The sequence below is a fragment of the Pseudarthrobacter sp. rb genome (genome assembly GCF_056389225.1).
Window position 1 is genome coordinate 245,174 of the sequence record NZ_JBWJAR010000005.1, and the last position, 21,107, is coordinate 266,280.

The window sequence follows — 21,107 nt, forward strand, 5'->3', positions numbered from 1 at the left end:
TCTTTGTTGGGATGGGTCACGCTGTGAGGATCAGGGCGTCGCCCTGGCCGCCGCCCCCGCAGAGGGCCACGACGCCGGTGCCTCCGCCGCGGCGTTTCAGCGCCAGTGCCTGGTGGAGCACCAGGCGTGCACCCGAGGCGCCCACGGGGTGGCCCAGTGCGATGGCGCCGCCTTCGGCGTTCACGGATTCGGTGTCGATGCCAAGATCGTTGGCGGACTGGATGAGGACCGAGGCGAAGGCCTCGTTGATTTCCACCAGGTCCAGCTCCTGCACGGTCAGCCCCTGGTCCTTGAGCGCGCGCTCGATGGCGCGGGCGGGCTGGGAATGCAGGGATCCGTCGGGGCCTGCGGTCTGGCCGTGGGCGCCGACCTCGGCAATCCACTCCAGGCCTGCCGCTTCCGCGGCTGCCTTGCTGGCAATGACCAGCGCCGCTGCGCCGTCGGAAAGGGGCGACGACGACCCCGCCGTGATGGTGGCACTCTCCGCCTTGGAGAACGCCGGGCGGAGCTGCGCCAGGGATTCCGCGGTGGTGTCCGGACGGATGCCTTCGTCGTGTTCAAGGGTCACGGCAGGTCCCTTGCGCTGCGGTATCTCGATCGGAGCGATCTCCTCGGCCATGATCCCGGCGGCGCGGGCGGCTTCGGCGCGCTGGTGGGAGCGGGCCGCGACGGCATCCTGCTCTTCGCGCGTGATGCCGCGTTCGGCGTTTCCCGAGTCGGTGGCCTCACCCATGAGCTTCTTGCTCACCGGGTCCTGCAGCCCGTCATGGTTCAGGGAGTCCAGCATGGGCGCATCACCGATGACGACGCCGGCGCGCAGCCCGGGGACCAGGTGCGGTGCGTTGGTCATCGATTCCTGGCCGGCGGCCACAATGAAGTCGGCTTCCCCTGTGCGGATCATCCGGGCGGCGTCGATCACTGCCGTCAGGCCGGACAGGCAGAGCTTGTTGATGGTGATGGTGGGGACGTCCCAGCCGATTCCGGCGGCCAGGCTGGCCTGCCGTGCGGGGCCCTGGCCGGCGCCGGCTTGAATGACCTGGCCGACAATGACGGCGCCGATCTGCTCTGGCGCCACGCCGGTGCGTTCCAGCGCGGCGCGGATGGCGTGGGCGCCGAGTTCGCTGGAGGAAAAGGGCGTGAGTCCGCCGCGGAACCTGCCGAACGGGGTGCGGGCGCCGCCCAGGATGACGGGGATGTTGGCGTTCTGGTTCAAGAACAGTCCTTTCAGGGGATGATGGGCAACCAAAGCCGAAGGGCAGGGCTCAGGCGAAGGCGGAGGTGCCGGTGATGCCGCGGCCGATGATGAGGGCCTGCATGGTTTCGGTGCCTTCGTAGGTGTGGATGGCTTCGATGTCCGCAAGGTGCCTGGCAACGCGGTTTTCCAGCAGGATGCCGTTGCCGCCCAGGAGGTCGCGGGCGTTGGAGGCGATGCCGCGTGCGGTGCGGGTGCAGGTGTACTTCACCAGGGATGCCTGCTCGGGCGTGAGCGTTCCGGCTTCATCAAGCCGGGTCATCTGCACCACCATCAGCTGCATGGTGGCCAGTTCACTGAGCATCCGGGCCAGGCGCTCCTGCACAATCTGGGACGCGGCCAGCGGCCGGCCGAACTGCTTGCGCTGTTTGGCGTACTGGACGGCCGTTTCGTAGCAGGCGGTGGCATGGCCGACGGCGGACCAGGCCACGCCCAACCGGGTCGCCAACAGCACCCGGGCCGTGTCCTTGAAGGTGCGTGCCCCCGGCAGGACGTTCTCCTCGGGGACGAAGACGTCCTCCAGGCGGATGTGGGCCTGCCAGATGGCGCGGAGGGCAAGTTTGCCTTCGATTTTGGTTGCGGTGTAGCCGGGGGAGTCCTGCGGAACCAGGTAGCCGTGGACCTGGCCGTCGTCGCCCCGGGCCCAGACGATGCTGACGCCGCCCACGGAGCCGTTGCCGATCCACTTCTTTTCGCCGTTGAGCAGGAACCCGCCGTCCGTGCGGGTTGCCGTGGTTTCCAGAGCCACCGAGTCGGACCCGTGCGTAGGCTCGGTGAGGGCGAACGCCGCGTATTCCGTGCCCCTGGCAATTGCCGGCAGCCAGCGTTCCTTCTGTGCCGCAGAGCCACATTCAGCCACGGAACGCAGTGCCAGGCCGCCCTGGACGGCAATCATCGTGGCCACGGAGCCGTCGCCCCGGCTGATTTCCATGTTCACCAGGCCGGCGGCCATGCTGCTCATCGGCGCGAAGCCCTTCACGGTGATGCCGTCGCGGAGCAGGTCCAGTTCGCCCAGGCGCTGGAGGAGGTGCAGCGGGTACTCGCCGCGTTCCCAGTAGCCGTCAATGACGGGCAGGACCTCGTCCTGGACAAAGCTGCGGGCCCGCTCCCAGTAGGCGCGGTCCTCGTCCCCGACGCCGGCCAGGATGGACGCCGGGTCCGTCCCGAGGGCCTCGGTCAGGACATATTCCGGCTCAACTGTTCCGGAGGGGAAGCCGGCGGGATCCCCGGTGCGGGTGGGCGCGGGGCTGGGCGACGTCGTCGTCATTGAAAGCATCCTTTGAATCAGCGGCGGCGGGAGGGCCGGGGCCTTGTGGCCTGGACCACACCCTCCAAGGATGCAATGAAACCCAGTTCCACGTCAAGAAACTGGGTATCAAGAGGCTGTAGTGGCGGGTTGGGGCTAGGGGAGGGCGTCCCGGACCGCCTGGGCGATTGCGTCCTTGTCGGCGGGGCCGGGGAAAACCGTAACGACGACGGTCGGCGCAGGTGGGGCGGCAGCGGCCGCGCCCAGGAGCGCAGGCCGGAACGTATCCGCCAAAGCATGGAGTTCGGCAGCCAGGGCGGTGGCCCGCTGCCGGTCGCCCGCCAGGGTGTCTCCGGCACTGGGAGCGGCCCGCAGCCACTCCCGCAGGAACGCGTTGTGCACCGCCACTACCGCTGCAGCGAAGGCGACGGCCTTGTATTCGCGCCGGTCGTTCCGGGGCAGCTTGTCGCTCAGGTAGTGCAGGAACGCCCGCTCGTACCGGTGCGAGGTCACCAGCTCCCGGTCCCTGAGGGCCGGGACTGCCTGCAACAGCCCGTACCGGGCGCGGGAGGTCTGGGGGTTCCGCAAGTGGTGGTCGAAAACCAGCAGCGCTGCGTCCGCCACTGCAGCCAGCGGCTCGAGCCTGGATTCGGCGAGCCTTTCGTTGACCTGGTGCAGGATCCGCTCGTGGTCGGCGAAGACGACGTCCTCCTTGGACCCGAACCTGCGGAAGAACGTGCTGCGGCTCATGCCCGAGGCTTCTGCGAGTTCCTCGACCGACGTTGTGTCGAAACCCTGCTTCGCCAGGAGGCCAATGGCTGCGGCAACGGGCCCGTCGGCAGGATGCCCATCGACGGGACGGTGGGAAGGGGGCGAAGTCATGCGCCGAAATGTAGCACAGCTGCCCTCCGGCAGCTGGCGCGCCGCTGGCCCGCCGCCGGCTGCGGCAGGCCAGCGTGCGGCCGGGGGTCAGGCGCCCTGCCGCGCCCAGCCGGTCAGCTTGTCGGAAAGCTGCATGTAAGCCTCGTTGACCTGCTGCAGCTCCGGGTGGCTGTCGTGCCACTCCACGATTTCCCGGGCACCGTCCGCGAACGGGATGGCGGCGGTGTAGTCCGGGACCAGTGACTTGATCTTGGTGTTGTCGAAGACCACCGAATGGGACCGGTCGCCCAGGAGGTTGGAACCCAGTTCCTGGTCGTGGGCGGCGATGGTTTCAGACGCCACATGGACCAGCTCCGGTTCCCGGACCCCGGCCGCCCTCGCGAAGAGCCGGTAGATCTGGTTCCAGGGCAGGTACTCGTCGGAGGTGATGGTATAGCTTTCACCCACCGCCTGCGGCCGGCCGAGCAGGCCGACGAACGCCTTGGCAAAGTCCTTGCTGTGCGTCAGCGTCCACAGCGAGGTGCCGTCTCCGTGGACCATGACCGGGAGGCCGTTGCGCATCCGGTGGATGTCCGTCCAGCCGCCCACCATGGCGATCTTGGTGCGGTCATAAGTGTGCGACGGCCGCACCACCGTCAATGGAAAGTCATCCTCCCGGTAGGCCCGGAACAGCAGCTCCTCGCACGCGATCTTGTCCCGGGAGTAATGCCAGAACGGATTCTTCAACGGCGTGGACTCGCGGATGGGCAGCCTGGTGGGCGGCTTCTGGTACGCGGAGGCCGAGCTGATGAAGACGTATTGACCTGTCCGCTCCCGGAACAACTCCATGCTGGTTTGGGCCTGGTCCGGAGTGTAGGAGATGAAGTCCGCCACGGCGTCGAACTCCCTCCCGCCCAGCACCTCCCTGACGGAGGCCGCATCGCGGACGTCTGCGTGCAGCACTTCGGTGCCGTCGGGGACAGGCCTGCCGGACTGCCCCCGGTTCAGGATGGTCAGCCGGTGGCCCAGCGCGGCGGCGCGTTCTGCCGCCGCCGCGCTGATGACCCCGGTGCCGCCGATGAAAAGGATGCTCCTGGGCGCCGCCGTATCCGCGGCGATTGTGCCTACCACGCGTAGTCTTCCGGCGCCGTGCGGTGTCCCGGGAAGATATCGTCAAGCCGCTTGAGTGCGTCGGCATCGAGGGAGACATCCAGCGCGCGGATTGCGGCATCCAGCTGTTCCTGGGTCCTGGGGCCCACGATCGGCGCGGTCACGGCAGGCTGATGGAGGAGCCATGCGAGGGCCACGTCGCCGGGTTCGTGGCCCAGTTCGTCCGCGAAATCCTCGTACTGGCGGATCTGGTCCTCGTGCTTCTTCAGCGTTTCCGCGGCCCGTCCCTCCGTGCGGCGGACTCCCTGGCGTTCCTTCTTCAGCACGCCGCCCAGCAGCCCGCCCTGCAGCGGCGACCAGGGAATGAGGCCCAGCCCGTACTGCTGTGCCGCCGGGATGACTTCCAGTTCCACCTGGCGCATGAACAGGTTGTAGATGGACTGCTCGCTGACCAGGCCCGTGTAGTTCCGGCGGCGTGCCGCTTCCTGCGCCTGGGCGATGTGCCAGCCGGCGAAGTTGCTGCTGCCCGAGTACAGGATCTTGCCCTGCTGTACGGCCACTTCGATGGCCTGCCAGATCTCGTCCCACGGAGTGTCCCGGTCGACGTGGTGGAACTGGTACACATCGATGTAGTCCGTCTGCAGTCGCTTGAGGCTGGCATCCAGCGCGCGGCGGATGTTCAGTGCGGAGAGCTTGGACTCGTTGGGCCGGTCCGTCATGGTGCCGTAAAGCTTGGTGGCCAGGACGGTGTGCTCCCGGCGCTCGCCGCCCTTTGCAAACCAGCGCCCGATGATCTCCTCGGTCCAGCCGCGGTGGTCGGCGCCCCCGTACACGTTGGCGGTGTCGAAGAAGTTGATGCCGGCTTCGTGGGCCGAGTCCATGATGCTGTGGGCATCCGCCTCCTCCGTCTGCGGCCCAAAGTTCATGGTGCCCAGGCAGAGGCGGGAGACTTTCAGGCCGGAGCGGCCCAGATGGGTGTACTGCATGGAAGATCCTTTCAACGGGTAGGCATGCCAACCGGTGGGTGGGCCGGCTGGAACCTACATCTGGGTGAAGGAGGCGACGGCGGGATCGGAGCCAATGCGCGCACCGGACTCCAGTGCGGTGATGGCGGACAGTTCGTCTTCGGACAGCTTCAGGGACGAAGCGGCGAAGTTTTCCCGGATGCGGCCAGGGTTCGCGGATTTGGGAATGACGATGTTGCCGTTGGCGAGGTGCCAGGCGAGCACCACCTGGGCGGTGCTGGCGTCGTGGGCGTTGGCGATTGCGGTGACTGCGTTCCCGTTGAGGTCACCGCCCTGCCCCAGCGGGCTGTACGCCTCCACGGCGATTCCCAGGCTCCGGCACTTGGCGGCAAGGTCCGCCTGCTGGTAGCTGGGGTGAAGCTCGATCTGGTTGACGGCGGGCACTGTTTCCGCGGATTCCAGCAGGGTGTCCAGATGGTCGGAGAGGAAGTTGGAGACGCCGATGGCGCGGATCTCCTTGTTTTCGTACAGCCGCTCCAATTCCTTCCATGCCTGGACGAAGAGGCCCTGCGAAGGAACCGGCCAGTGGATGAGGTAGAGGTCGATGAAGTCCAGGCCCAGGGCCTTGCGGCTGTTCTGGAACGCTTCCTGGGCCCGGCCCTGCTCGCCGTTGCGGAGCTTGGTGGTCACGAAAATTTCCTCGCGGGGGATCCCGGTAGCTGCGAGCGCTGCCCCTACCCCTGCCTCGTTGCGGTACGCGGCAGCGGTGTCGATGTGGCGGTAGCCCGCTTCCAGCGCATCCTCCACGGTCCGCTGGGTATCCTCCGGCGGGACCTGGAAAACGCCGAAGCCAAGCTGCGGAATGGTGACGCCGTTGTTGAGTGTCAGCTCTGACATGGATGTACTCCTTGGACGTATGGTGCTGAGGAATGAATGATGCCGGCTGCTCGACGAGTGGGGAACCAAAGTGAGAAATCGGTTTCCACCGGCTCACTCCTGAGCCTATGCACTTTCCGCCATCAAGTCAGCAGCCAAGGCTGATCCTGTTTTTCCTAGGACCGCCAGTCCTACCTTCGTTGTAGAGCCGGCCACGTCAACGCAGGCACAATGGTCTGCATGGGTCAAAGCGCCGAGTTCGGAAAATTCCTCAAAGCCATGCGGTCCCGGTTGAGCCCGGAGGTCGCCGGGACGGGGCCGAGTACGGGTGCCCGCAGGGTTCCGGGCCTGCGCCGGGAGGAAGTGGCGCGCCTGGCCGGGGTCAGCACCGATTACTACGTGCGGCTGGAGCAGGGCCGCAACATCCACCCGTCACGCACGGTCCTGGACGCCGTTGCCAGGGCCCTGCGGCTGGACAGCAGCGAGCACGCGCACATGCTGGACCTGCTCGAGAACTGCGCGGGTGCTCCCCGCGAACCGGGTGCCAATGCAGCCCAGGGCGTCCGGCCGGCGCTGCGCCAGCTCCTGGACGCGGTGGGGGAGGTGCCCGCGCTGGTGCTGGGCAGGCGCAACGACGTGCTGGCGGGCAACAGGATGGCGTTCCTCTTGTTCGCCGATTTCCCCGCGCTGCCGCCCGCGGAGCGGAACCTGACACGCTGGACCATCCTTGACCCGGCTGCGCGGGAACTCTTCAGGGACTGGAAAACCGTGGCGGCGGAAGCCGCAGGCTCCCTCCGCCTGGACGTGGGCCGGCACCCCAACGACCCCCAGGCGAACCACCTGGTGGGGGAGCTGGCGGTCCACAGCGAACACTTCCGCCAGTGGTGGGCGGGGCACCGGGTGGCCACCCGCGCTGCAGGCACCGTCCGGCTGCACCATCCCGCCGTGGGGGACCTGGAACTGAACTTCGAAAACCTGGTCCTGCCGGAGGACCCCGACCAGACGCTCCGCGTGTACTCCGCCCGGCCCGGATCGCCGTCGTCGGACGCCCTGGCGCTGCTGGGAAGCCTCGGGGCAGCCCCGGACGCAAGCCTGGCGCGGGACCCCGCCGCGGTGGCCGAAAGCGGCGACGCGGGCTGACCGGCACGTAGATGGCCACGCCACTGTACATTCGTCCAGCGCAGTGGGGTGATTCTGGCCAGCCGCCCATTGGTGGCGGCCCGGCCCTTTCCTAGGGTGGGAGTACCAGCTTTCCCTGCCCAGTTCTTATCACCCCAGGATGGTCTCAACGATGAAACGCATCGCCCTGCTGAAGGAGCGCCAGGCCTCTGCCGGCGCCGCCTCCACCGCCACCGGTTCCCACTGCCCGGCCTCCGGCCTCTGGAGCCCCGACATCGATCCCCACACGGTCCTGTCCTTCTTCGAGGGCCACGTGTTCCCGGCATTCGACGGCGTGCCCACTGTCTGGCGGCGCCGCAGCCCCGGCACGGCAAACTAGGTCCTGCCTTAAGCACAACTGACCCGCAGCCAACATCGTCAGGAACGTGTTGGCTGCGGGTCAGCCGTGTTTGGCGTTAGTGCTCTTCCAGGCGGAAGCCAATCTTGATGGTGACCTGCCAATCTGCGACCTTTCCGTCCTCCAGGTGGCCGCGGACCTCCTTGACCTCAAACCAGTCGAGGTTCCGCAGGGTCTGGGATGCCTTGGCAATGCCGTTGCGGACGGCGTCGTCCACGCCCTCGGTGGAGGTGCCGACAATTTCAGAAATGCTGTACGTGTGGTTGGACAACTTCGCTCCTCGTGATCGTCGATGCTCCCGGTTGCGGGCCGTTCCTGAAGCCTAGTAGGACTGCGGGAGCGTTGAACAGGGGCCCGGGGCAATCAGGACCGTGGCACGGGAGGCTACTTGGAGTCCAGCACCAGCTGCTTGAGGTCGTCGAGGGTTTGCTGCATGTGGGCGTCCATGGCCTGGCGTGACCGGTCAGGGTCACGGGATTCCAAGGCCTCGGCAATGTTCTGGTGATGGCCGATTGCGTGCTCCTGGATCGCAGGGACAGCGGAGGTCTCGGTCCTGCGCTTTTCCAGCACGCGATGCAGCGGCTCAAACAGGACCGACACGAACACATTCCCGGATGCGCGCAGGATGACGTCATGGAAGGCAAGGTCTGCTTCCACGAAAGCGGCAACATCGTTGATGCTGTGGGCGGCCTTCATCGCGGAAATGTAGTTGAAAAGGGAGGTGATGTCTTCCTCGACAATCCGTCCTGCGGCAAGTTCACAGGCTCCCGTTTCGAGCATCCTGCGCAGCTCGATCAGCTGGATGGAGGCATCGGCGTCGTTCTTGCCCTCGGATGCGGCGCGCAGCACGGCTTCGAGGGAGGCCCAGCGGCTCAGGGGATTGACGAAGGTGCCCCGGCCGCGCTCCACGCTGAGGATGCGCTGGGCCTGCAGCGTCTTCATCGCCTCACGGACGGTCATGCGGCTGACCTCGTGGCGGGCACTCAGTTCATGCTCGCCGGGAACCGTGGAGCCGGGCGGAAACTCGCCTTCGATGATGCGGTCCAGCAGCTCATCGGCCACCACGCCCACCAGTGACTTCCTTGCCATGTTGCCCCCGATCGCTCTTTCCGGCCGACGCCTGGCGGATATGTCAGACAAGTGTACTTGCGTGTCCGTATGCCGTGTGCCACACTAATTTTCAGATGCAAGATGTCAGACATCTTACAGTTACCTTTACATCTGGATCCGCGAGCCCGGATCGCTACACAACGGAGTGCACTGTGACGTATGAAGCAGACGTTCTGGCCGCCTATCCGGCAGACCTCGAGATTCCCGCCGGGCTGGTTGCCGGCGCGCTGGCCGCTTCCAACGCAGCGGTTCCCCGCGTCCTGGTAGTGCTCGACGACGACCCCACCGGCACGCAGTCCGTGGCAGACCTGCCCGTGCTCACCCGTTGGGAAGTGGAAGACTTCACCTGGGCCTTCGGCCAGGGCAAGCCCGCCGTGTACGTCCTGACCAACACCCGCAGCCTTGACCCGGCGGAGGCGGCGGCCCGCAACGAGGAAGTGGTCCGCAACGCCCTGGCCGCAGCAGGGCAGCAGGACTCCGCTGGTTCCAGTCTTCGGCTGGGCTTCGTCAGCCGCAGCGATTCCACCCTCCGCGGCCACTTCCCCCTGGAGCCGGACGTCATTGCAGCCACCGTGGCCAAGGTCAGTGGAGAAAAGACCGACGGCGTTGTCCTGGTTCCGGCCTTCCCCGACGCCGGCAGGCTCACCATTGGCGGCGTCCACTACATGCGCGGCACCGGCGACGCCAAGGGCACCCTGGTCCCGGTCTCCGAAACGGAGTTCGCCAAGGACGCGTCCTTCGGCTTCAGCACCTCCGTCATGGCGGACTACGTCGCGGAAAAGTCGCAGGGCAGGTTCCCGGCAGATTCCGTGATCGTCCTGGACCTGAACACCATCCGCGCCGGTGCCTCCGCCCAGGACCCGGCCATCTCCGCCAAAGCGATTGCCGACGCCATCGAACCGGCCACCGATTCCACGCCCATCGTCGCGGACATCGTCACCGAGAACGACTTCCGCGCACTGGCCTTGGGCCTGGAAGAAGCCGAGCGCCGCGGCAAGAAGCTGCTGTACCGCGTTGGCCCGCCGTTCGTCCGGGGCCGCATCGGCCAGGACATCCGCGCCGCGCTGACCTCCGAGGAGGCTTACGCGGGCAACACGCCGTCGGAGGCCGGTGGCCTGATCGTGGTGGGCTCGCACGTCGGCGTCACCACGCGCCAGCTCAACGTCCTCACCGCGGAACACAGCTCCGCCCGGATCATCGAGATCGACGTCGAGAAACTCCTTGGTGCCGAGACCGACGCCAAGGCGCACCTGGACCAGACCGTTGAGGCCGTCGTCGAAGCCCTCCACGGCGGCGACGTCATCGTGCACACCAGCCGGCTGCTCATCAAGACCGATGACCCCGCCGAAAGCCTGCGGATCGCGCGGACGGTTTCCGCCGCCGTCGTGGACGTGGTCAACCGCACGCTGAAGACCTTCCCGCCCCGGTTCGTCATCGCCAAGGGCGGCATCACGTCCTCGGACGTCGCAGCCCACGGCCTGGAAATCCGCCACGCCATTGTCCGCGGCCCCATGCTGCCCGGCATCGTCAGCCTCTGGGAACCGGTCGACGGCCCCGCCAAGGGCATCCCGTACATCGTGTTCGCCGGCAACGTGGGCGACGACGACTCCCTGGCCCAGGTCACCCGCAAGCTCAGCAGCACTTTCTAATTCCCACCGGCTCCACGGGCCGGGCCCCCGCCGGCGAGGGCCGGGCAAATTTCAAGGAGAAACACCATGACCAGCAACTACACCGTCACCGTCCTGGGCCTCGGCGCCATGGGCCTGCCCATGGCCACCCGCCTGGCCTCGCAGTTGACCGTCCACGGCTTCGACATCGCCGAACCCCGCCTGGAACTTGCCCGGGAAGCCGGGATTGCCACCTTCAGCACGGCCCGCGAAGCCGCCAAGGGTGCCGACGCCGTCCTCCTGGCCGTCCGCAATGGTGAACAGCTCAACGACGTCCTCTTCGGGGAGAACGGTGTGGCCTCCGTCCTGGAACCGGGCGCCGTCGTCATCCTCGGCAGCACGGTGGGCACCGACGCCATCCCCGCCACGGTCGCCAAGCTGGCCGAATACGGCGTGGACCTGGTGGACGCTCCGCTGTCCGGCGGCCCCAAGCGCGCCGGCGAAGGCGACCTGCTGATCGTCGTCGGCGCGTCCCCTGAAGCCCGCGAAAAGGCCGCCCCCGCCCTGGACCTGCTCGCCTCCACCCTCACCGTGGTGGGCGACAACCCCGGCGACGGCCAGGCACTGAAGACCGTCAACCAGCTCCTGTGCGGCGTCCACATCGCCGCCGCCGCCGAGGCACTGGCCCTGGCCGACGCCCTGGGGCTGGACCAGGCCAAGACCCTTGCCGCCCTGGAAGCAGGCGCGGCCGGTTCCTTCATGCTCTCCAACCGCGGACCCCGCATCCTGGAGGCCTACAACGAGGAAGGCGCCGAGGTGCTGTCCCGCCTGGACATCTTCGTCAAGGACATGGGCATCGTGGGCAAGGCAACCCGCGCCGCCGGGCTGGCAGCCCCCGTTGCTGCCGCCGCCGAACAGCTCTACCTCCTGGGCCAGGCCCAGGGCCTCGCCGCCGCCGATGACTCCGCCGTCATCAAGGTGGTCGCGCCCGCCAAGCGCACCAAGTAAGCCACCCCTCCTGCCCTTGCGGCACAAGACGTACGACGACGGCGGTCCCCCCTCCGCCGTCGTCGTACCTCCCAGCGTTGCCGGCGCAGTCCCGCAACGTTTATCCCCACCCACCATTCCCTGATGCCGCCCTGCCCCGGACCGGCACGTCAAAGGAGACATCCCCCCGTGAACCACCTGATGAGCCCGCTGATACAGCGGGCGGCCGATGCCCCGGCCATCAAGCCCGCCGTTGAGCTGGGCACCCCAGTACTGCTCACCATCGCAGCGGTGGGCATCGCCATCCTGCTGGTGATGATCATCCGCTTCAAGATCCAGGCCTTCGTGGCCCTGCTCACCGTCAGCATCCTGGTGGCCGTGGCGGCAACCATCCCGCTGCAGGACATCTTTACCGTGGTCTCCAGCGGCGTGGGCAGCACCATGGGCAAGGTTGCCATCCTGATCGCGCTCGGCGCCGTGCTGGGCCGCATGATCGAGGTGTCCGGCGGGGTCCAGTCCCTCGCGGACCACTTCACCCGCAAGCTCGGGGCCAAGCGCGTTGCCGTGGCACTGACCGCCGTCGGCTTCCTGGTGGCCATCCCCGTGTTCTTCGAGGTGGGCATCATCGTGCTGGTGCCCATCGTGTACGCCTTCGCCAAGATCGCCAAGGTCCACCCGGTGAAGTTCGGCCTCCCCATGGCCGGCATCATGCTCGCCATCCACGTGGCAGTACCGCCGCACCCCGGAATCGTGGCCGGCGCCGGCGTGCTTGGTGCCGACATCGGACTCATCGCCCTGATCTCACTGCTGATCTGCGTGCCCTTGGGCTTCCTGTCCTACTGGGTTGCGTCCATCATGAACCGCAAGGACTATGAGCTGCTGCCGGCCGTGAAGGCCCAGGTGGAGGAGTTCGGCTCCAAGTCACTGGTCAAGGTGGGCCATGACGGTCCCGGGGCCGCCGCCATCGCACCCCCGCGCCCGGGCCTGATCATCTTCCTGATCGCAGCGCCCATTGTGCAGATCCTGCTCGGTACCGTCGGCACCCTGGTGATCCCCAAGTCCGATCCGCTGTATGGCCTCGCTGCCTTCATCGGCAACCCCTTCCTGGCCCTGCTGGTGGCCGTGGCGCTGTCCTTCTTCCTGCTGGCTGTCCGCCGCGGCTGGTCCTTCAAGGAAACCGGCGAGATTTTCGAAGGCTCCCTTCCTCCCATCGCCTCCATCCTGATGGTGGTGGCCGCCGGCGGCGTGTTCGGCAACGTGCTGCAGGTCTCCGGCATCGGGTCGGCGCTGTCCAAGACCCTGGACACCCTCGGCGTTCCGCTGCTGCTGCTCGGCTTCATCATCTCGCTGGCCCTCCGCGCCGCCCAGGGTTCGGCCACCGTGGCCATCGTGACCACCACCGGCCTGCTGTCCGCAGCAGTCAGCGGCGGCGGCTACAGCCCGGCGCAGATCGCAGTAATCGTGATCGCCATCGGCTTCGGCGCCCTGGGCCTGTCCCACGTGACTGACGCCGGCTTCTGGGTAGTGGTCCGCTACTACGGCCTCACCGTCTCCGACGGCCTCAAGACCTGGACCGTCCTGACCACCATCCTGGGCGTGGCCGGCTTCCTGCTGACCTTCGTCGCCTGGATCCTGGTGGGAGGCCTGGGCGCCTGATGCAAACCCGTCTGGACCACCTGGTCACCTCCGCCCTCCAGCAGGGCTCCGCAGTGCCGGCCTTCACCTGCTACGACTTCACCACCGCGCTGGCCGTGGTGGGCGCCGCCGAGGAATCCGGCAGGGGCGTGATCCTGCTGGTGGCACCCAAGACCGCCGCCACCGCGAACGGCCTCCGGCTGATCTCGGCGCTGCGTGGCCTGGCCGACGCCGCCTGCGTCCCCGTCGCGGTGCAGCTCGATCACGCCTCCGACCTCCACGTGATGGCCGACGCCGTCACGGCAGGGGCGGATTCGGTCCTCGCCGACGGTTCCTCCCTTCCCTACGAGGACAACATTGCGCTGGTCCAGGCTGCGCGTGCGCTGCTGGGCTCCGACGTGGTGCTTGAGGCGGAACTCGGTGGCCTGGCCGGGGACGAGGACCGTGCCTTCGGCGTCGACCCGCTGGATGCCGCGGGGGCCGGCCAGCCAGGCATCGACGTGGCAGGCCTGACCGACTCCGCGCAGGTGGAGGACTTCGTGTTCCGCACCGGGGCCGAACTGCTGGCCGTCGCAGTGGGCAACGTCCACGGCAAGTACAAGGGCGAGCCGCGGCTGCGCTGGGACGTGCTGCAGGACATCGCGGCGCGGATCCACATTCCGCTGGTGCTGCACGGTGCCTCCGGCATCCCCGCGGAAGAGCTGGTCAAGGCCGCGGCCATGAACGTTGGCAAGGTCAACTTCAACACCGAACTGCGGACCGGCGTCCTTGCCACGCTCCAGGACCAGCTTCCCGCGCACCGTGCCGACGGTGAGAACCTGCAGGGCCTGCTGGCTTTGTGGAACACGTCGGCGAAGGGCTTCGCTGCCACCACGCTGGCCACGCTGGCACGGTAACGGAATCTTCCACGAACGGGAGGCCAGGATCAAGCAGCCGGTCCTGGCCTCCTTCTTTTCGACTTCATCCCGCCTGCCAGGCGGGATGAAGGTTTTCGCCGGGAGGCTAGGATCGAGCAATGATCCTGGCCTCCCTTCTCTTTGCCTTCCTGGCCGCCGCACTGCACGTCTTCATCTTCACCATGGAGTCGCTGACCTGGACCCGGCCCGCGACGTGGAAGCGCTTTGGGGTTGTCTCCCAGGCGGACGCGGAGACCACCAGGCCGCTGGCGTACAACCAGGGCTTCTATAACCTGTTCCTGGCCGTCGGGGCGTTCATTGGCGTGGGGCTCGTGGCGTTTGGCGGGGCGGGATCGATGCAGGACGTGGCAGGCTGGACCCTGATCTTCAGCTGCTGCGGTTCCATGCTGCTGGCGGCCGCCGTCCTGGCGTTCACCGGACGCAAGTACCTCCGCGCCGCGGCAACCCAGGGCACCACGCCGCTGCTCGCCGTCGTGCTAGGACTGCTTGCAGTGCTGCAATAGGGGCAGAAGGGGCGTAAGTCCTTAAACCCGCGCAGGCAACGGGGGCACAATAGTGCCGTGGGCAGCGTCGAGCCGTTGTAGGTCCCATGCACAGCACCGAAGGGCGGGGGACAGGAACCGGGGCGGACACGGTGGACCGTGATCCGGCCATCGACCTTGTCCGGTTCATGTGCCTGGCGCTGGTGGTGGTGGGGCACTCCATGATGGTCAGCCCGGTCCTGCACCCGGACGGAACAGTCACCACTGAGAACACCCTGGCCCAGCAGGACTGGTTCGAGCCCATCATCTGGATCTTCATGGTCATGCCCCTGTTCTTCGTCACCGGTGGCGTGACCGGACTGCAGTCCTGGCGCCGGCTCAAGGCAAGCGGAGGCACCGCAGCCCAGTTCATCCGCGCCCGGCTCCTGCGCCTTCTCCGCCCGGCCACCCCTTTGCTGGCCACGATGGTGGTGGGTTTGTCCGTGGCGGCTGCGCTCGGCGTGGACCGGCAGGTGGTCCAGCTCATGGCAGCCGGGGCGGCCATGCCCCTGTGGTTCCTGGCCGCCTACCTCGCGGCACAGCTGAACATCCCGGCCCTGGCGGCACTGCATGCGCGCGCGCCCTGGCTTGGCTTCTGCCTGCTGACCGGGCTCGTGGTTGCCGTCGACTGCCTGCGGGGCGTCCTGCCGGACCTCGCCAACGTCAACCTGGTGTTCGTATGGTGCGCGGTCCAGCAACTGGGTTTCCTGGCCGCCGACGGCTACTTTTCCCGTCTTTCCCGTTCCGAACTGCTGGGCATCGCCGTGGCTGGACACCTGCTGCTGGGACTCGTGACCGGGCTGGGGCTGTACCGCGGAAACATGCTGGTGAACCTCAACCCGCCCAACCTGACCCTGGTGATCCTGGCCGTTCCGCAGCTGGCCACCATGGAACTGGCGCGTCCGGTCCTGGCGCCTTTGGCCGGGGTGGGCTGGATCGGCCGGCTGCTGGTGCTGGCCGGCAGCAGATCCCTCACGGTGTACCTGTGGCACCTGCCGCTGCTGGTGGGCATGTCCGGGCTGCTGCTCCTGGCGCCGATCCCCAAGCCCGGCGCCGGCACCGCTGCATGGTGGTGGTCTCGGCCCCTGGTGGTCCTGGCGCTGCTCATCCTGCTCCTGCCGGTGGCCGCCGCGTTTGGCCACCTGGAGGAACGGACGACGACGGCCGTCACCCTGCGCTGCCGGCCCGCCACGGCGGGGGCCGCCGTCGTTGTGGTCTTCATCCCCGTGGCGGACGCCGCGCTCAGCGGACTGTCACCGGGACTGCTGGCCGCCGGCACGGTGTGTTTCTCGGTGGCGATCGTTTTGCTGGGCGGTTTTCCGCTGCGGCGCCGGCAACCATACCGGCGCCGCCATGGCCGAAGGACCATTGCCAGCGGACTGAAGTAGTGCCAGTGTCGAACCATGACCGAGAACACCACGTCCGCTGAGGACAAGTTCACCGCAAATGTCTCGCTGCGGCGCAATGACGCACAGCACCGGTACGAACTCCTGGTGGACGGCAGGCTGGCTGTCCAGGCCTTTTTCCGCGACCTGCCCGGGCACATCGATTTCACCCACACCGAGACCGGCGAGGATTTCGAGGGACAAGGCCTGGGCAAGGTCCTTGCACACTTTGCCCTGGATGACGTGGTAGCCACCGGCAAGCGGATCATTCCGCACTGCCCGTTCATTTCCAGCTACCTGCGAAAGCACGAAGGCTACGAACAATTCGTCGATTGGCCGGAGCGCTGATCTTTGAGGCGCCGGCGAGGCGCTAAGCCTGAAGCGCCGGGCCGGGGCGCGCGCCCTGGTCCAAGCGGCCAGGCGTCAGCTGGCCAGCGCCTGGTCGGTGACCGCCATGGCGGTTCCCGGATCATCGATGGTGAAGCCGCAGGCACAGCGGTAGGTGACGATGCTTTCCGGGACGGATCCGGGACGCAGTGAAACTACGGTGTTCCCGTCAACGTACACGGGCTGCCGGACGGGAAGCTCATCATGGTCGACGCGCTGCATTGGCGTGCGGCAGTGCATGCGCGAATTCAGGGTCGTCAACAACCCTGCGTCCACGGGTACGGTTGTGGACAAGAGCTGCCCAGCTGCCTCGGTGCGCTCCCCAAACGCCGTCAGCTGGTGTTCCATTGCGGTGGTCATTATGTTCTTCCTTGGGCTTCTTCACGGAACCGCCGGCATTGGCAGCCCCGCCGCGAACTGCTTGCGGAGGTTCATTTATCACCGTAAGCAAAGCATGCTTACTATTTGTTGCACAAGTCGGAACAGCCCGGAATGCGGTCGTGGGGACCGCGCGAGGATACGTTTTCCGGGTCAGCTCCGCCGGCGCTGCCAGTGCCAGGCATGCCAGAACAGCAGGAAAACCAGGGTGGCAAAGCCGGCGAGAACCACCTGCGGAGCGAACGTGAACACGACGTACGCGAGCGGGATTGCGCCGGAGGACGGCCCCATGATCATCGGGCCGCTCAGCAGCGGTGCTGTGCCGCCGGCAATCATCGCCGCAGCCAGCAGCCACAACACCACAATGAAGGGATTGGGTGCGGACCAGGACCGTTCCGTCCCGGCGGCTTCTGGGCCCTCCGCCTCAGGCGGTACCGGGTTCCCGTCCCTGTCCACTTCACGGAATCCGAGCGCTCCGGATGGTTGCTGGTCCATGTTTCCCCCTTCACGGCAGCAGCCCGGCCGGCTGCCGGCGTTACCAGCCTAACGGCCCACACAGCCGTCTCTCTGGCTAGGCTTGCAGCATGACGCCTACCAGCACTCGAACCACAGCACTCGTTACTGGCGCCAGCGCCGGCCTGGGCTACGAATTTGCCGAGCAGCTCGCCGCCCAGGGTCATGACCTGGTCCTGGTGGCGCGCAACGCGTCCCGGCTTGCGGAAACAGCGGAAGACTTCCGGCGGCGGTACGGCGTCACGGCTGAGGTGCTTCCTGCTGACCTGACGCAGGACGACGACGTCGCCGCCGTCGTCGAACGCCTCGAGGACGCCACGCGGCCGGTGGGGATCCTGGTGAACAACGCCGGGATCGGCCTGCTGCACAACTTCGAGGACAACCATGCAGCGGAGGAGAGGCGCCACCTGAAGCTGCATGCGGAAACGTCCATGGTGCTTACCCACGCGGCACTCAGGGGAATGCTGGAGCGCGGGGAGGGCAGGATCATCAATGTGGCCAGCGTCGCCGCGTTCCTGCCGCGCGGAACCTACTCGGCGGCGAAGGCGTGGCTGGTGAGCTTCAGCCGGTGGGCAAACCTGGCCTATCGAAAGCGGGGCATTAAGGTCACGGCCGTCTGCCCGGGCTTCACCCACACGGAGTTCCACGACCGTATGGGGATGGACAAGTCGGTGGCTCCGTCCTGGACGTGGCTGCGGGCGGAGCGGGTGGTCAGGGAAGGCCTGGCGGACAACGAACGCGGCAAGGCGGTGTCCGTCCCCTCCAAGAGGTACAAAGTGGTTGCCGCAGTGGCCAGGGTGGCGCCTGCGCGGCTAATGGCCGGGCCGGCGCGGAAGCCGAAGTAGGCGGGAGCGCCTGGCAGGGAACCTGGGAAGCGCCTTCCGGGGCCGGGCACCGGACCTGCGGACGGCCAGCACCACGAGGATCCCCAGCAGCGCGCCCACCAAGGTCTCCACGGCCCGCTCGAGGATCAGGACCCGCGGTTCGGTGGGGGAGGCCAGCTGGGTTATCAGCAGGATGACCGGGGTGAACCAGACCATGGCCAGGCCATAGTGCCTGGTCATGAACAGCTCCGTGGCGAACTGGAAAAGGATCACCAGCAGCGCCAGCACCACGGCCCGGTGTCCCGGCTCCTGAAGCGCCGGGTAGACCGCCGCCAGGGTCCAGGGTCCCGGAATGATGACGACGGCGGTGACCGCCAGTCCCAGGAACGTCCCGACGATGCGGTGGACGCCCCGCCGGACGCTGCTGGGCAGGTCTGCTCCGGCCAGGGGGACGGCGGCAGCTGCCATGGCCCAGTGCGGGTGGCCGCTGCCGCTGATGACGCCCACGGTCCCGGCGGCACCCACCGCCAGTACGTACCGGGCGGCGTGGACTGACAACTCCCTGCGCCCCGCCGCCGAGCGGCGCGGCACGCTCCGGGTGGCCCCCGGCTCCCAGGACCTCCGGCGCATCCAGCCGCTGAAGCCGATCAGGATGGAAAACACTGATGAGGCCACCGCGATGAGCATGGCGGCGTACCAGGGGACTGTGGTGGGAACGGAAGCGCAGGCGCCGAGGGCGAGGATTCCAAAGAAGGGCCCGTTGGGTTTCAGGCGTACCCTGTCCGCATATACCGACCCCACTCCGGCCAGGGCCGCTTCCACTGCCACCAGCCGCCAGGAGTGGATGTGGTTGATGGACAGCGTTACTCCCACCACCACGCCGGTGAGCAGCACCAGGGCGCCCTGGCCCTGGTGGCGGAGCCGGAGCTGGTGCGGTTCCGAGCGGCCGTACATGCCGGTGAGCGCGCCGAATACGGCGTAGATGATGAGGTCGGTGCGGCCGGCGGCCAGCAGGAGCAGCGAGGGGACCGCCACGCTGAGGGCCACCCGGAGCGCGGCAAGGTGGTCGCCGTTGGCAGGTTCTAACCGGTGAAGCGCGCGTAGCTGCTCCACAACGCGCTTCATGTCCCGACCTGTCCTGTTTTGTTGATGTACTGCGGCCCGAAGGCCCTTGCGACCGTATCACCGCGTCCCATGCAGAGCCACATGCCGCAGTAACGGGAGGACATCCGGCCGGCGCGCAAAGGCCCGCCCAGCGTGCTTCCCCCAAGGAAGCACGCGGGACGGGCCTGTGAGCGTGGGCTACAAGAGTGCCCGGGAGGCTGGGCCTATGCCCCGGCCGGAACCCCGCGGTGTGCGTGGGGGTCGCTGCCGTCCTGGGTGTCGAACGGCAGTTCGTCCAGGTTGATCAGCGGGTTCTCGTCCTGGGTCGCCACCAGTTCCTTCGCCTCTGCCTCGGTGTCGACGCTCGGCATCGATCCCGGGAGCGGCCGGTTGGCGGATTCCTTCAGGAAGTAGATGGCCACGGCGCCCACCAGGGAGGTGGCCATCAGGTAGTACGCGGGCATCATGTCGTTGCCGGTGGCCCCGATCAGCGCGGCCACGATGAACGGGGTGGTCCCACCGAAGATGGCTACGGCGAAGTTGTAGGCAATGCCCATCGCTCCGTAACGGCTGGAGGTGGGGAACTGGGCCGGCAGTGCCGATGCCAGGTTGGCCACGTAGAAGGTCACGGGGAAAGCGATCAAGGCCAGGCCGGCGAGGGTGGACCAGATCTGCCCAATACCAATCAGCATGAAGGCCGGGATGGCCAGGACGATAGTACTGACGGCGCCGATCCAGAGCACGGGACGGCGGCCAATCCGGTCGGAGAGCTTGCCGGTCAGCGGGATGCAGAGGCTCATGACCACCAGGACGGGAATCGTCAGCAGTGTACCGTGCACCTCGTCGTAGCCCTTGGAGTCGGTCAGGTACGTGGGCATGTAGGACGTCAGCGCGTAGCCGGCGGTGTTGGCAGCGGCCACAACAACCATGGCCACAATGATGGGGCGCCAGTAGGCCTTGACGATCCCCACGGGTCCCTTGGCCGTTGCGGCGTCCCCGGCGGAGGCGTTCTTGGCGTTTTCTTCCTGGGCGTCAAGGGTGGCCTGGAACTGCGGCGATTCCTCGATCTTGCTGCGGAAGTACACGGCGATCAGGCCCAGCGGGCCGGCAACCAGGAACGGGATGCGCCAGCCCCAGTCCTCCATGGTGCCCTGGCCCAGGGTCAGCTGCAGGACGGACACCAGGGCGGCGCCGATGGCGAAGCCGAGGTAGCTGCCCAGGTCCAGGAAGCTGGCGAAGAAGCCGCGGCGCTTGTCAGCGGCGTACTCGCTGACGAACGTGGTGGCGCCGGCGTACTCGCCGCCGGTGGAGAAGCCCTGGATGACCTTGAGGAGCACCAGGAGCGCTGCAGCCCAGAGGCCGATCTGGGCGTATCCGGGCAGGAGGCCGACGGCGAACGTGCTGGCCGCCATGATCATCAGCGTGGTGGCCAGGATCTTCTGGCGGCCCATCTTGTCGCCCAGCCAGCCGAAGATCACCCCGCCCAGGGGACGGGCGATGAAGGTGGCGGCAAAGGTTCCCAGCAGGAACAACGTCTGGGTGGTGGGATCGGATTCAGGGAGGAACACCGGGCCCATGGTGGTGATGAGGTAGCCGAAAACGCCTACGTCGTACCACTCCATGGTGTTGCCAACGATCGTGCCGCCCAGTGCTTTTTTGAGCATGGGCTGGTCCACCACGTTGACATCGGATTCCTTGAGCCGGCGGCGTGGCAGCAGCCTGGGCTTCTTGGCAGCCGTGGGGGCTGCAGGGTCGGTTCCGCGGGCGTTCCTGGCGCCTGCTGAAGAGTCGGTCATGCTTCGGTCTGTGGGCATTTGGGCAACTCCTGTGGAGGTCATTTGCTTGCGACTTGTAGCTGCCCCGCTCCGGGCAGGCCTTCAATTTTACGGGATTCCTCTAGCGTCGGAGCAGTT

22 protein-coding genes are annotated in these 21,107 nt (G+C 67.3%); 10 read left to right on the forward strand and 12 right to left on the reverse strand.

Going from position 1 to position 21,107, the window contains the following annotated elements; genetic code table 11:
- Positions 1–16: 16 nt before the first annotated feature.
- The 6 genes from ACWRN3_RS09445 to ACWRN3_RS09470 all read right to left on the reverse strand — a co-directional run bounded on the left by ACWRN3_RS09445 (position 17) and on the right by ACWRN3_RS09470 (position 6,331).
- Positions 17–1,213: an acetyl-CoA C-acetyltransferase gene (locus ACWRN3_RS09445; RefSeq protein ID WP_324643904.1), complete on the reverse strand. Its 1,197-nt coding sequence runs from the start codon at positions 1,211–1,213 to the stop codon at positions 17–19.
- 49 nt (positions 1,214–1,262) lie between these two features.
- A complete protein-coding gene (locus ACWRN3_RS09450; protein WP_476740454.1) occupies positions 1,263–2,519 on the reverse strand; it encodes an acyl-CoA dehydrogenase family protein in 1,257 nt (418 codons plus the stop codon).
- Between the two features lie 135 nt (positions 2,520–2,654).
- Positions 2,655–3,380 (reverse strand): TetR/AcrR family transcriptional regulator, encoded by a 726-nt coding sequence (locus ACWRN3_RS09455; RefSeq protein WP_255174184.1) that lies wholly within the window; start codon positions 3,378–3,380, stop codon positions 2,655–2,657.
- 87 nt (positions 3,381–3,467) lie between these two features.
- Positions 3,468–4,490 carry an NAD-dependent epimerase/dehydratase family protein gene (locus tag ACWRN3_RS09460; protein WP_255174185.1) on the reverse strand — a complete coding sequence of 341 codons (1,023 nt, stop codon included), beginning with the start codon at positions 4,488–4,490 and terminating at the stop codon, positions 3,468–3,470.
- Positions 4,484–5,455 (reverse strand): aldo/keto reductase, encoded by a 972-nt coding sequence (locus tag ACWRN3_RS09465; RefSeq protein ID WP_255174186.1) that lies wholly within the window; start codon positions 5,453–5,455, stop codon positions 4,484–4,486. Before ACWRN3_RS09465 ends, ACWRN3_RS09460 begins: the two co-directional genes overlap by 7 nt.
- Before the next feature lie 54 nt (positions 5,456–5,509).
- Positions 5,510–6,331, reverse strand: coding sequence for an aldo/keto reductase (locus ACWRN3_RS09470; RefSeq protein ID WP_324643905.1), 822 nt, complete (start codon positions 6,329–6,331; stop codon positions 5,510–5,512).
- Between the two features lie 219 nt (positions 6,332–6,550).
- On the opposite strand from ACWRN3_RS09470, the gene ACWRN3_RS09475 reads away from it, so the two are divergent.
- Entirely contained in the window at positions 6,551–7,450 is a 900-nt protein-coding gene (locus ACWRN3_RS09475; RefSeq protein ID WP_476740455.1) for a helix-turn-helix domain-containing protein, read from the forward strand.
- Between the two features lie 151 nt (positions 7,451–7,601).
- Positions 7,602–7,808, forward strand: coding sequence for a hypothetical protein (locus ACWRN3_RS09480; RefSeq protein ID WP_159633882.1), 207 nt, complete (start codon positions 7,602–7,604; stop codon positions 7,806–7,808).
- A 76-nt stretch (positions 7,809–7,884) separates the two neighbouring features.
- Here the strand turns inward: ACWRN3_RS09480 and ACWRN3_RS09485 are convergent, their stop codons facing one another.
- Positions 7,885–8,097, reverse strand: coding sequence for a dodecin (locus ACWRN3_RS09485; RefSeq protein ID WP_142131425.1), 213 nt, complete (start codon positions 8,095–8,097; stop codon positions 7,885–7,887).
- A 113-nt stretch (positions 8,098–8,210) separates the two neighbouring features.
- On the reverse strand, positions 8,211–8,915 hold the full coding sequence (locus ACWRN3_RS09490) for a FadR/GntR family transcriptional regulator (RefSeq protein ID WP_255174189.1): 705 nt from the start codon (positions 8,913–8,915) through the stop codon (positions 8,211–8,213).
- A 173-nt stretch (positions 8,916–9,088) separates the two neighbouring features.
- Here ACWRN3_RS09490 and ACWRN3_RS09495 point away from each other — a divergent pair, with 173 nt between their 5' ends.
- From ACWRN3_RS09495 to ACWRN3_RS09525, 7 genes are all read left to right on the forward strand, one after another.
- Positions 9,089–10,585, forward strand: a complete 1,497-nt coding sequence (locus tag ACWRN3_RS09495) for a four-carbon acid sugar kinase family protein (protein WP_324643908.1) — start codon at positions 9,089–9,091, stop codon at positions 10,583–10,585.
- A 66-nt stretch (positions 10,586–10,651) separates the two neighbouring features.
- Positions 10,652–11,551 (forward strand): NAD(P)-dependent oxidoreductase, encoded by a 900-nt coding sequence (locus ACWRN3_RS09500; RefSeq protein WP_224024499.1) that lies wholly within the window; start codon positions 10,652–10,654, stop codon positions 11,549–11,551.
- Positions 11,552–11,719: 168 nt separating this feature from the next.
- Positions 11,720–13,186 carry a GntP family transporter gene (locus ACWRN3_RS09505; RefSeq protein ID WP_324643909.1) on the forward strand — a complete coding sequence of 489 codons (1,467 nt, stop codon included), beginning with the start codon at positions 11,720–11,722 and terminating at the stop codon, positions 13,184–13,186.
- Entirely contained in the window at positions 13,186–14,061 is an 876-nt protein-coding gene (locus ACWRN3_RS09510; RefSeq protein ID WP_476740456.1) for a class II fructose-bisphosphate aldolase, read from the forward strand. Before ACWRN3_RS09505 ends, ACWRN3_RS09510 begins: the two co-directional genes overlap by 1 nt.
- Before the next feature lie 119 nt (positions 14,062–14,180).
- A complete protein-coding gene (locus ACWRN3_RS09515) occupies positions 14,181–14,585 on the forward strand; it encodes a DUF1304 domain-containing protein (RefSeq protein ID WP_476740457.1) in 405 nt (134 codons plus the stop codon).
- A gap of 86 nt (positions 14,586–14,671) precedes the next feature.
- The gene (locus ACWRN3_RS09520; RefSeq protein ID WP_476740458.1) at positions 14,672–15,991 is read left to right on the forward strand and encodes an acyltransferase family protein; all 1,320 of its coding nucleotides are present in this window, start codon (positions 14,672–14,674) and stop codon (positions 15,989–15,991) included.
- A 15-nt stretch (positions 15,992–16,006) separates the two neighbouring features.
- Positions 16,007–16,336: a GNAT family N-acetyltransferase gene (locus ACWRN3_RS09525; RefSeq protein WP_476740459.1), complete on the forward strand. Its 330-nt coding sequence runs from the start codon at positions 16,007–16,009 to the stop codon at positions 16,334–16,336.
- A gap of 75 nt (positions 16,337–16,411) precedes the next feature.
- On the opposite strand, the gene ACWRN3_RS09530 is transcribed toward ACWRN3_RS09525, so the two are convergent.
- Positions 16,412–16,735 (reverse strand): hypothetical protein, encoded by a 324-nt coding sequence (locus tag ACWRN3_RS09530; protein WP_476740460.1) that lies wholly within the window; start codon positions 16,733–16,735, stop codon positions 16,412–16,414.
- 171 nt (positions 16,736–16,906) lie between these two features.
- The gene (locus ACWRN3_RS09535; RefSeq protein WP_476740461.1) at positions 16,907–17,248 is read right to left on the reverse strand and encodes a hypothetical protein; all 342 of its coding nucleotides are present in this window, start codon (positions 17,246–17,248) and stop codon (positions 16,907–16,909) included.
- 89 nt (positions 17,249–17,337) lie between these two features.
- Here ACWRN3_RS09535 and ACWRN3_RS09540 point away from each other — a divergent pair, with 89 nt between their 5' ends.
- A complete protein-coding gene (locus ACWRN3_RS09540) occupies positions 17,338–18,111 on the forward strand; it encodes an SDR family NAD(P)-dependent oxidoreductase (protein WP_476740462.1) in 774 nt (257 codons plus the stop codon).
- On the opposite strand, the gene ACWRN3_RS09545 is transcribed toward ACWRN3_RS09540, so the two are convergent.
- Together ACWRN3_RS09545 and ACWRN3_RS09550 are read right to left on the reverse strand one after the other, a co-directional pair.
- Complete coding sequence (locus ACWRN3_RS09545) at positions 18,079–19,215, reverse strand: FUSC family protein (protein ID WP_476740463.1); 1,137 nt, start codon at positions 19,213–19,215, stop codon at positions 18,079–18,081. The two genes, ACWRN3_RS09540 and ACWRN3_RS09545, sit on opposite strands and share 33 nt — an antisense overlap.
- Before the next feature lie 203 nt (positions 19,216–19,418).
- On the reverse strand, positions 19,419–21,008 hold the full coding sequence (locus ACWRN3_RS09550; protein ID WP_476740464.1) for an MFS transporter: 1,590 nt from the start codon (positions 21,006–21,008) through the stop codon (positions 19,419–19,421).
- Between the last annotated feature and the right edge of the window lie 99 nt (positions 21,009–21,107).

Coding starts and splice junctions, on each gene's coding strand:
- ACWRN3_RS09450 (WP_476740454.1), bottom strand. CDS start 2,519: ATGACGACGACGTCGCCCAGCCCCGCGCCCACCCGCACCGGGGATCCC.
- ACWRN3_RS09455 (WP_255174184.1), bottom strand. CDS start 3,380: ATGACTTCGCCCCCTTCCCACCGTCCCGTCGATGGGCATCCTGCCGAC.
- ACWRN3_RS09465 (WP_255174186.1), bottom strand. CDS start 5,455: ATGCAGTACACCCATCTGGGCCGCTCCGGCCTGAAAGTCTCCCGCCTC.
- ACWRN3_RS09470 (WP_324643905.1), bottom strand. CDS start 6,331: ATGTCAGAGCTGACACTCAACAACGGCGTCACCATTCCGCAGCTTGGC.
- ACWRN3_RS09475 (WP_476740455.1), top strand. CDS start 6,551: ATGGGTCAAAGCGCCGAGTTCGGAAAATTCCTCAAAGCCATGCGGTCC.
- ACWRN3_RS09480 (WP_159633882.1), top strand. CDS start 7,602: ATGAAACGCATCGCCCTGCTGAAGGAGCGCCAGGCCTCTGCCGGCGCC.
- ACWRN3_RS09490 (WP_255174189.1), bottom strand. CDS start 8,915: ATGGCAAGGAAGTCACTGGTGGGCGTGGTGGCCGATGAGCTGCTGGAC.
- ACWRN3_RS09500 (WP_224024499.1), top strand. CDS start 10,652: ATGACCAGCAACTACACCGTCACCGTCCTGGGCCTCGGCGCCATGGGC.
- ACWRN3_RS09510 (WP_476740456.1), top strand. CDS start 13,186: ATGCAAACCCGTCTGGACCACCTGGTCACCTCCGCCCTCCAGCAGGGC.
- ACWRN3_RS09515 (WP_476740457.1), top strand. CDS start 14,181: ATGATCCTGGCCTCCCTTCTCTTTGCCTTCCTGGCCGCCGCACTGCAC.
- ACWRN3_RS09520 (WP_476740458.1), top strand. CDS start 14,672: ATGCACAGCACCGAAGGGCGGGGGACAGGAACCGGGGCGGACACGGTG.
- ACWRN3_RS09525 (WP_476740459.1), top strand. CDS start 16,007: ATGACCGAGAACACCACGTCCGCTGAGGACAAGTTCACCGCAAATGTC.
- ACWRN3_RS09530 (WP_476740460.1), bottom strand. CDS start 16,735: ATGACCACCGCAATGGAACACCAGCTGACGGCGTTTGGGGAGCGCACC.
- ACWRN3_RS09535 (WP_476740461.1), bottom strand. CDS start 17,248: ATGGACCAGCAACCATCCGGAGCGCTCGGATTCCGTGAAGTGGACAGG.
- ACWRN3_RS09540 (WP_476740462.1), top strand. CDS start 17,338: ATGACGCCTACCAGCACTCGAACCACAGCACTCGTTACTGGCGCCAGC.
- ACWRN3_RS09545 (WP_476740463.1), bottom strand. CDS start 19,215: ATGAAGCGCGTTGTGGAGCAGCTACGCGCGCTTCACCGGTTAGAACCT.
- ACWRN3_RS09550 (WP_476740464.1), bottom strand. CDS start 21,008: ATGCCCACAGACCGAAGCATGACCGACTCTTCAGCAGGCGCCAGGAAC.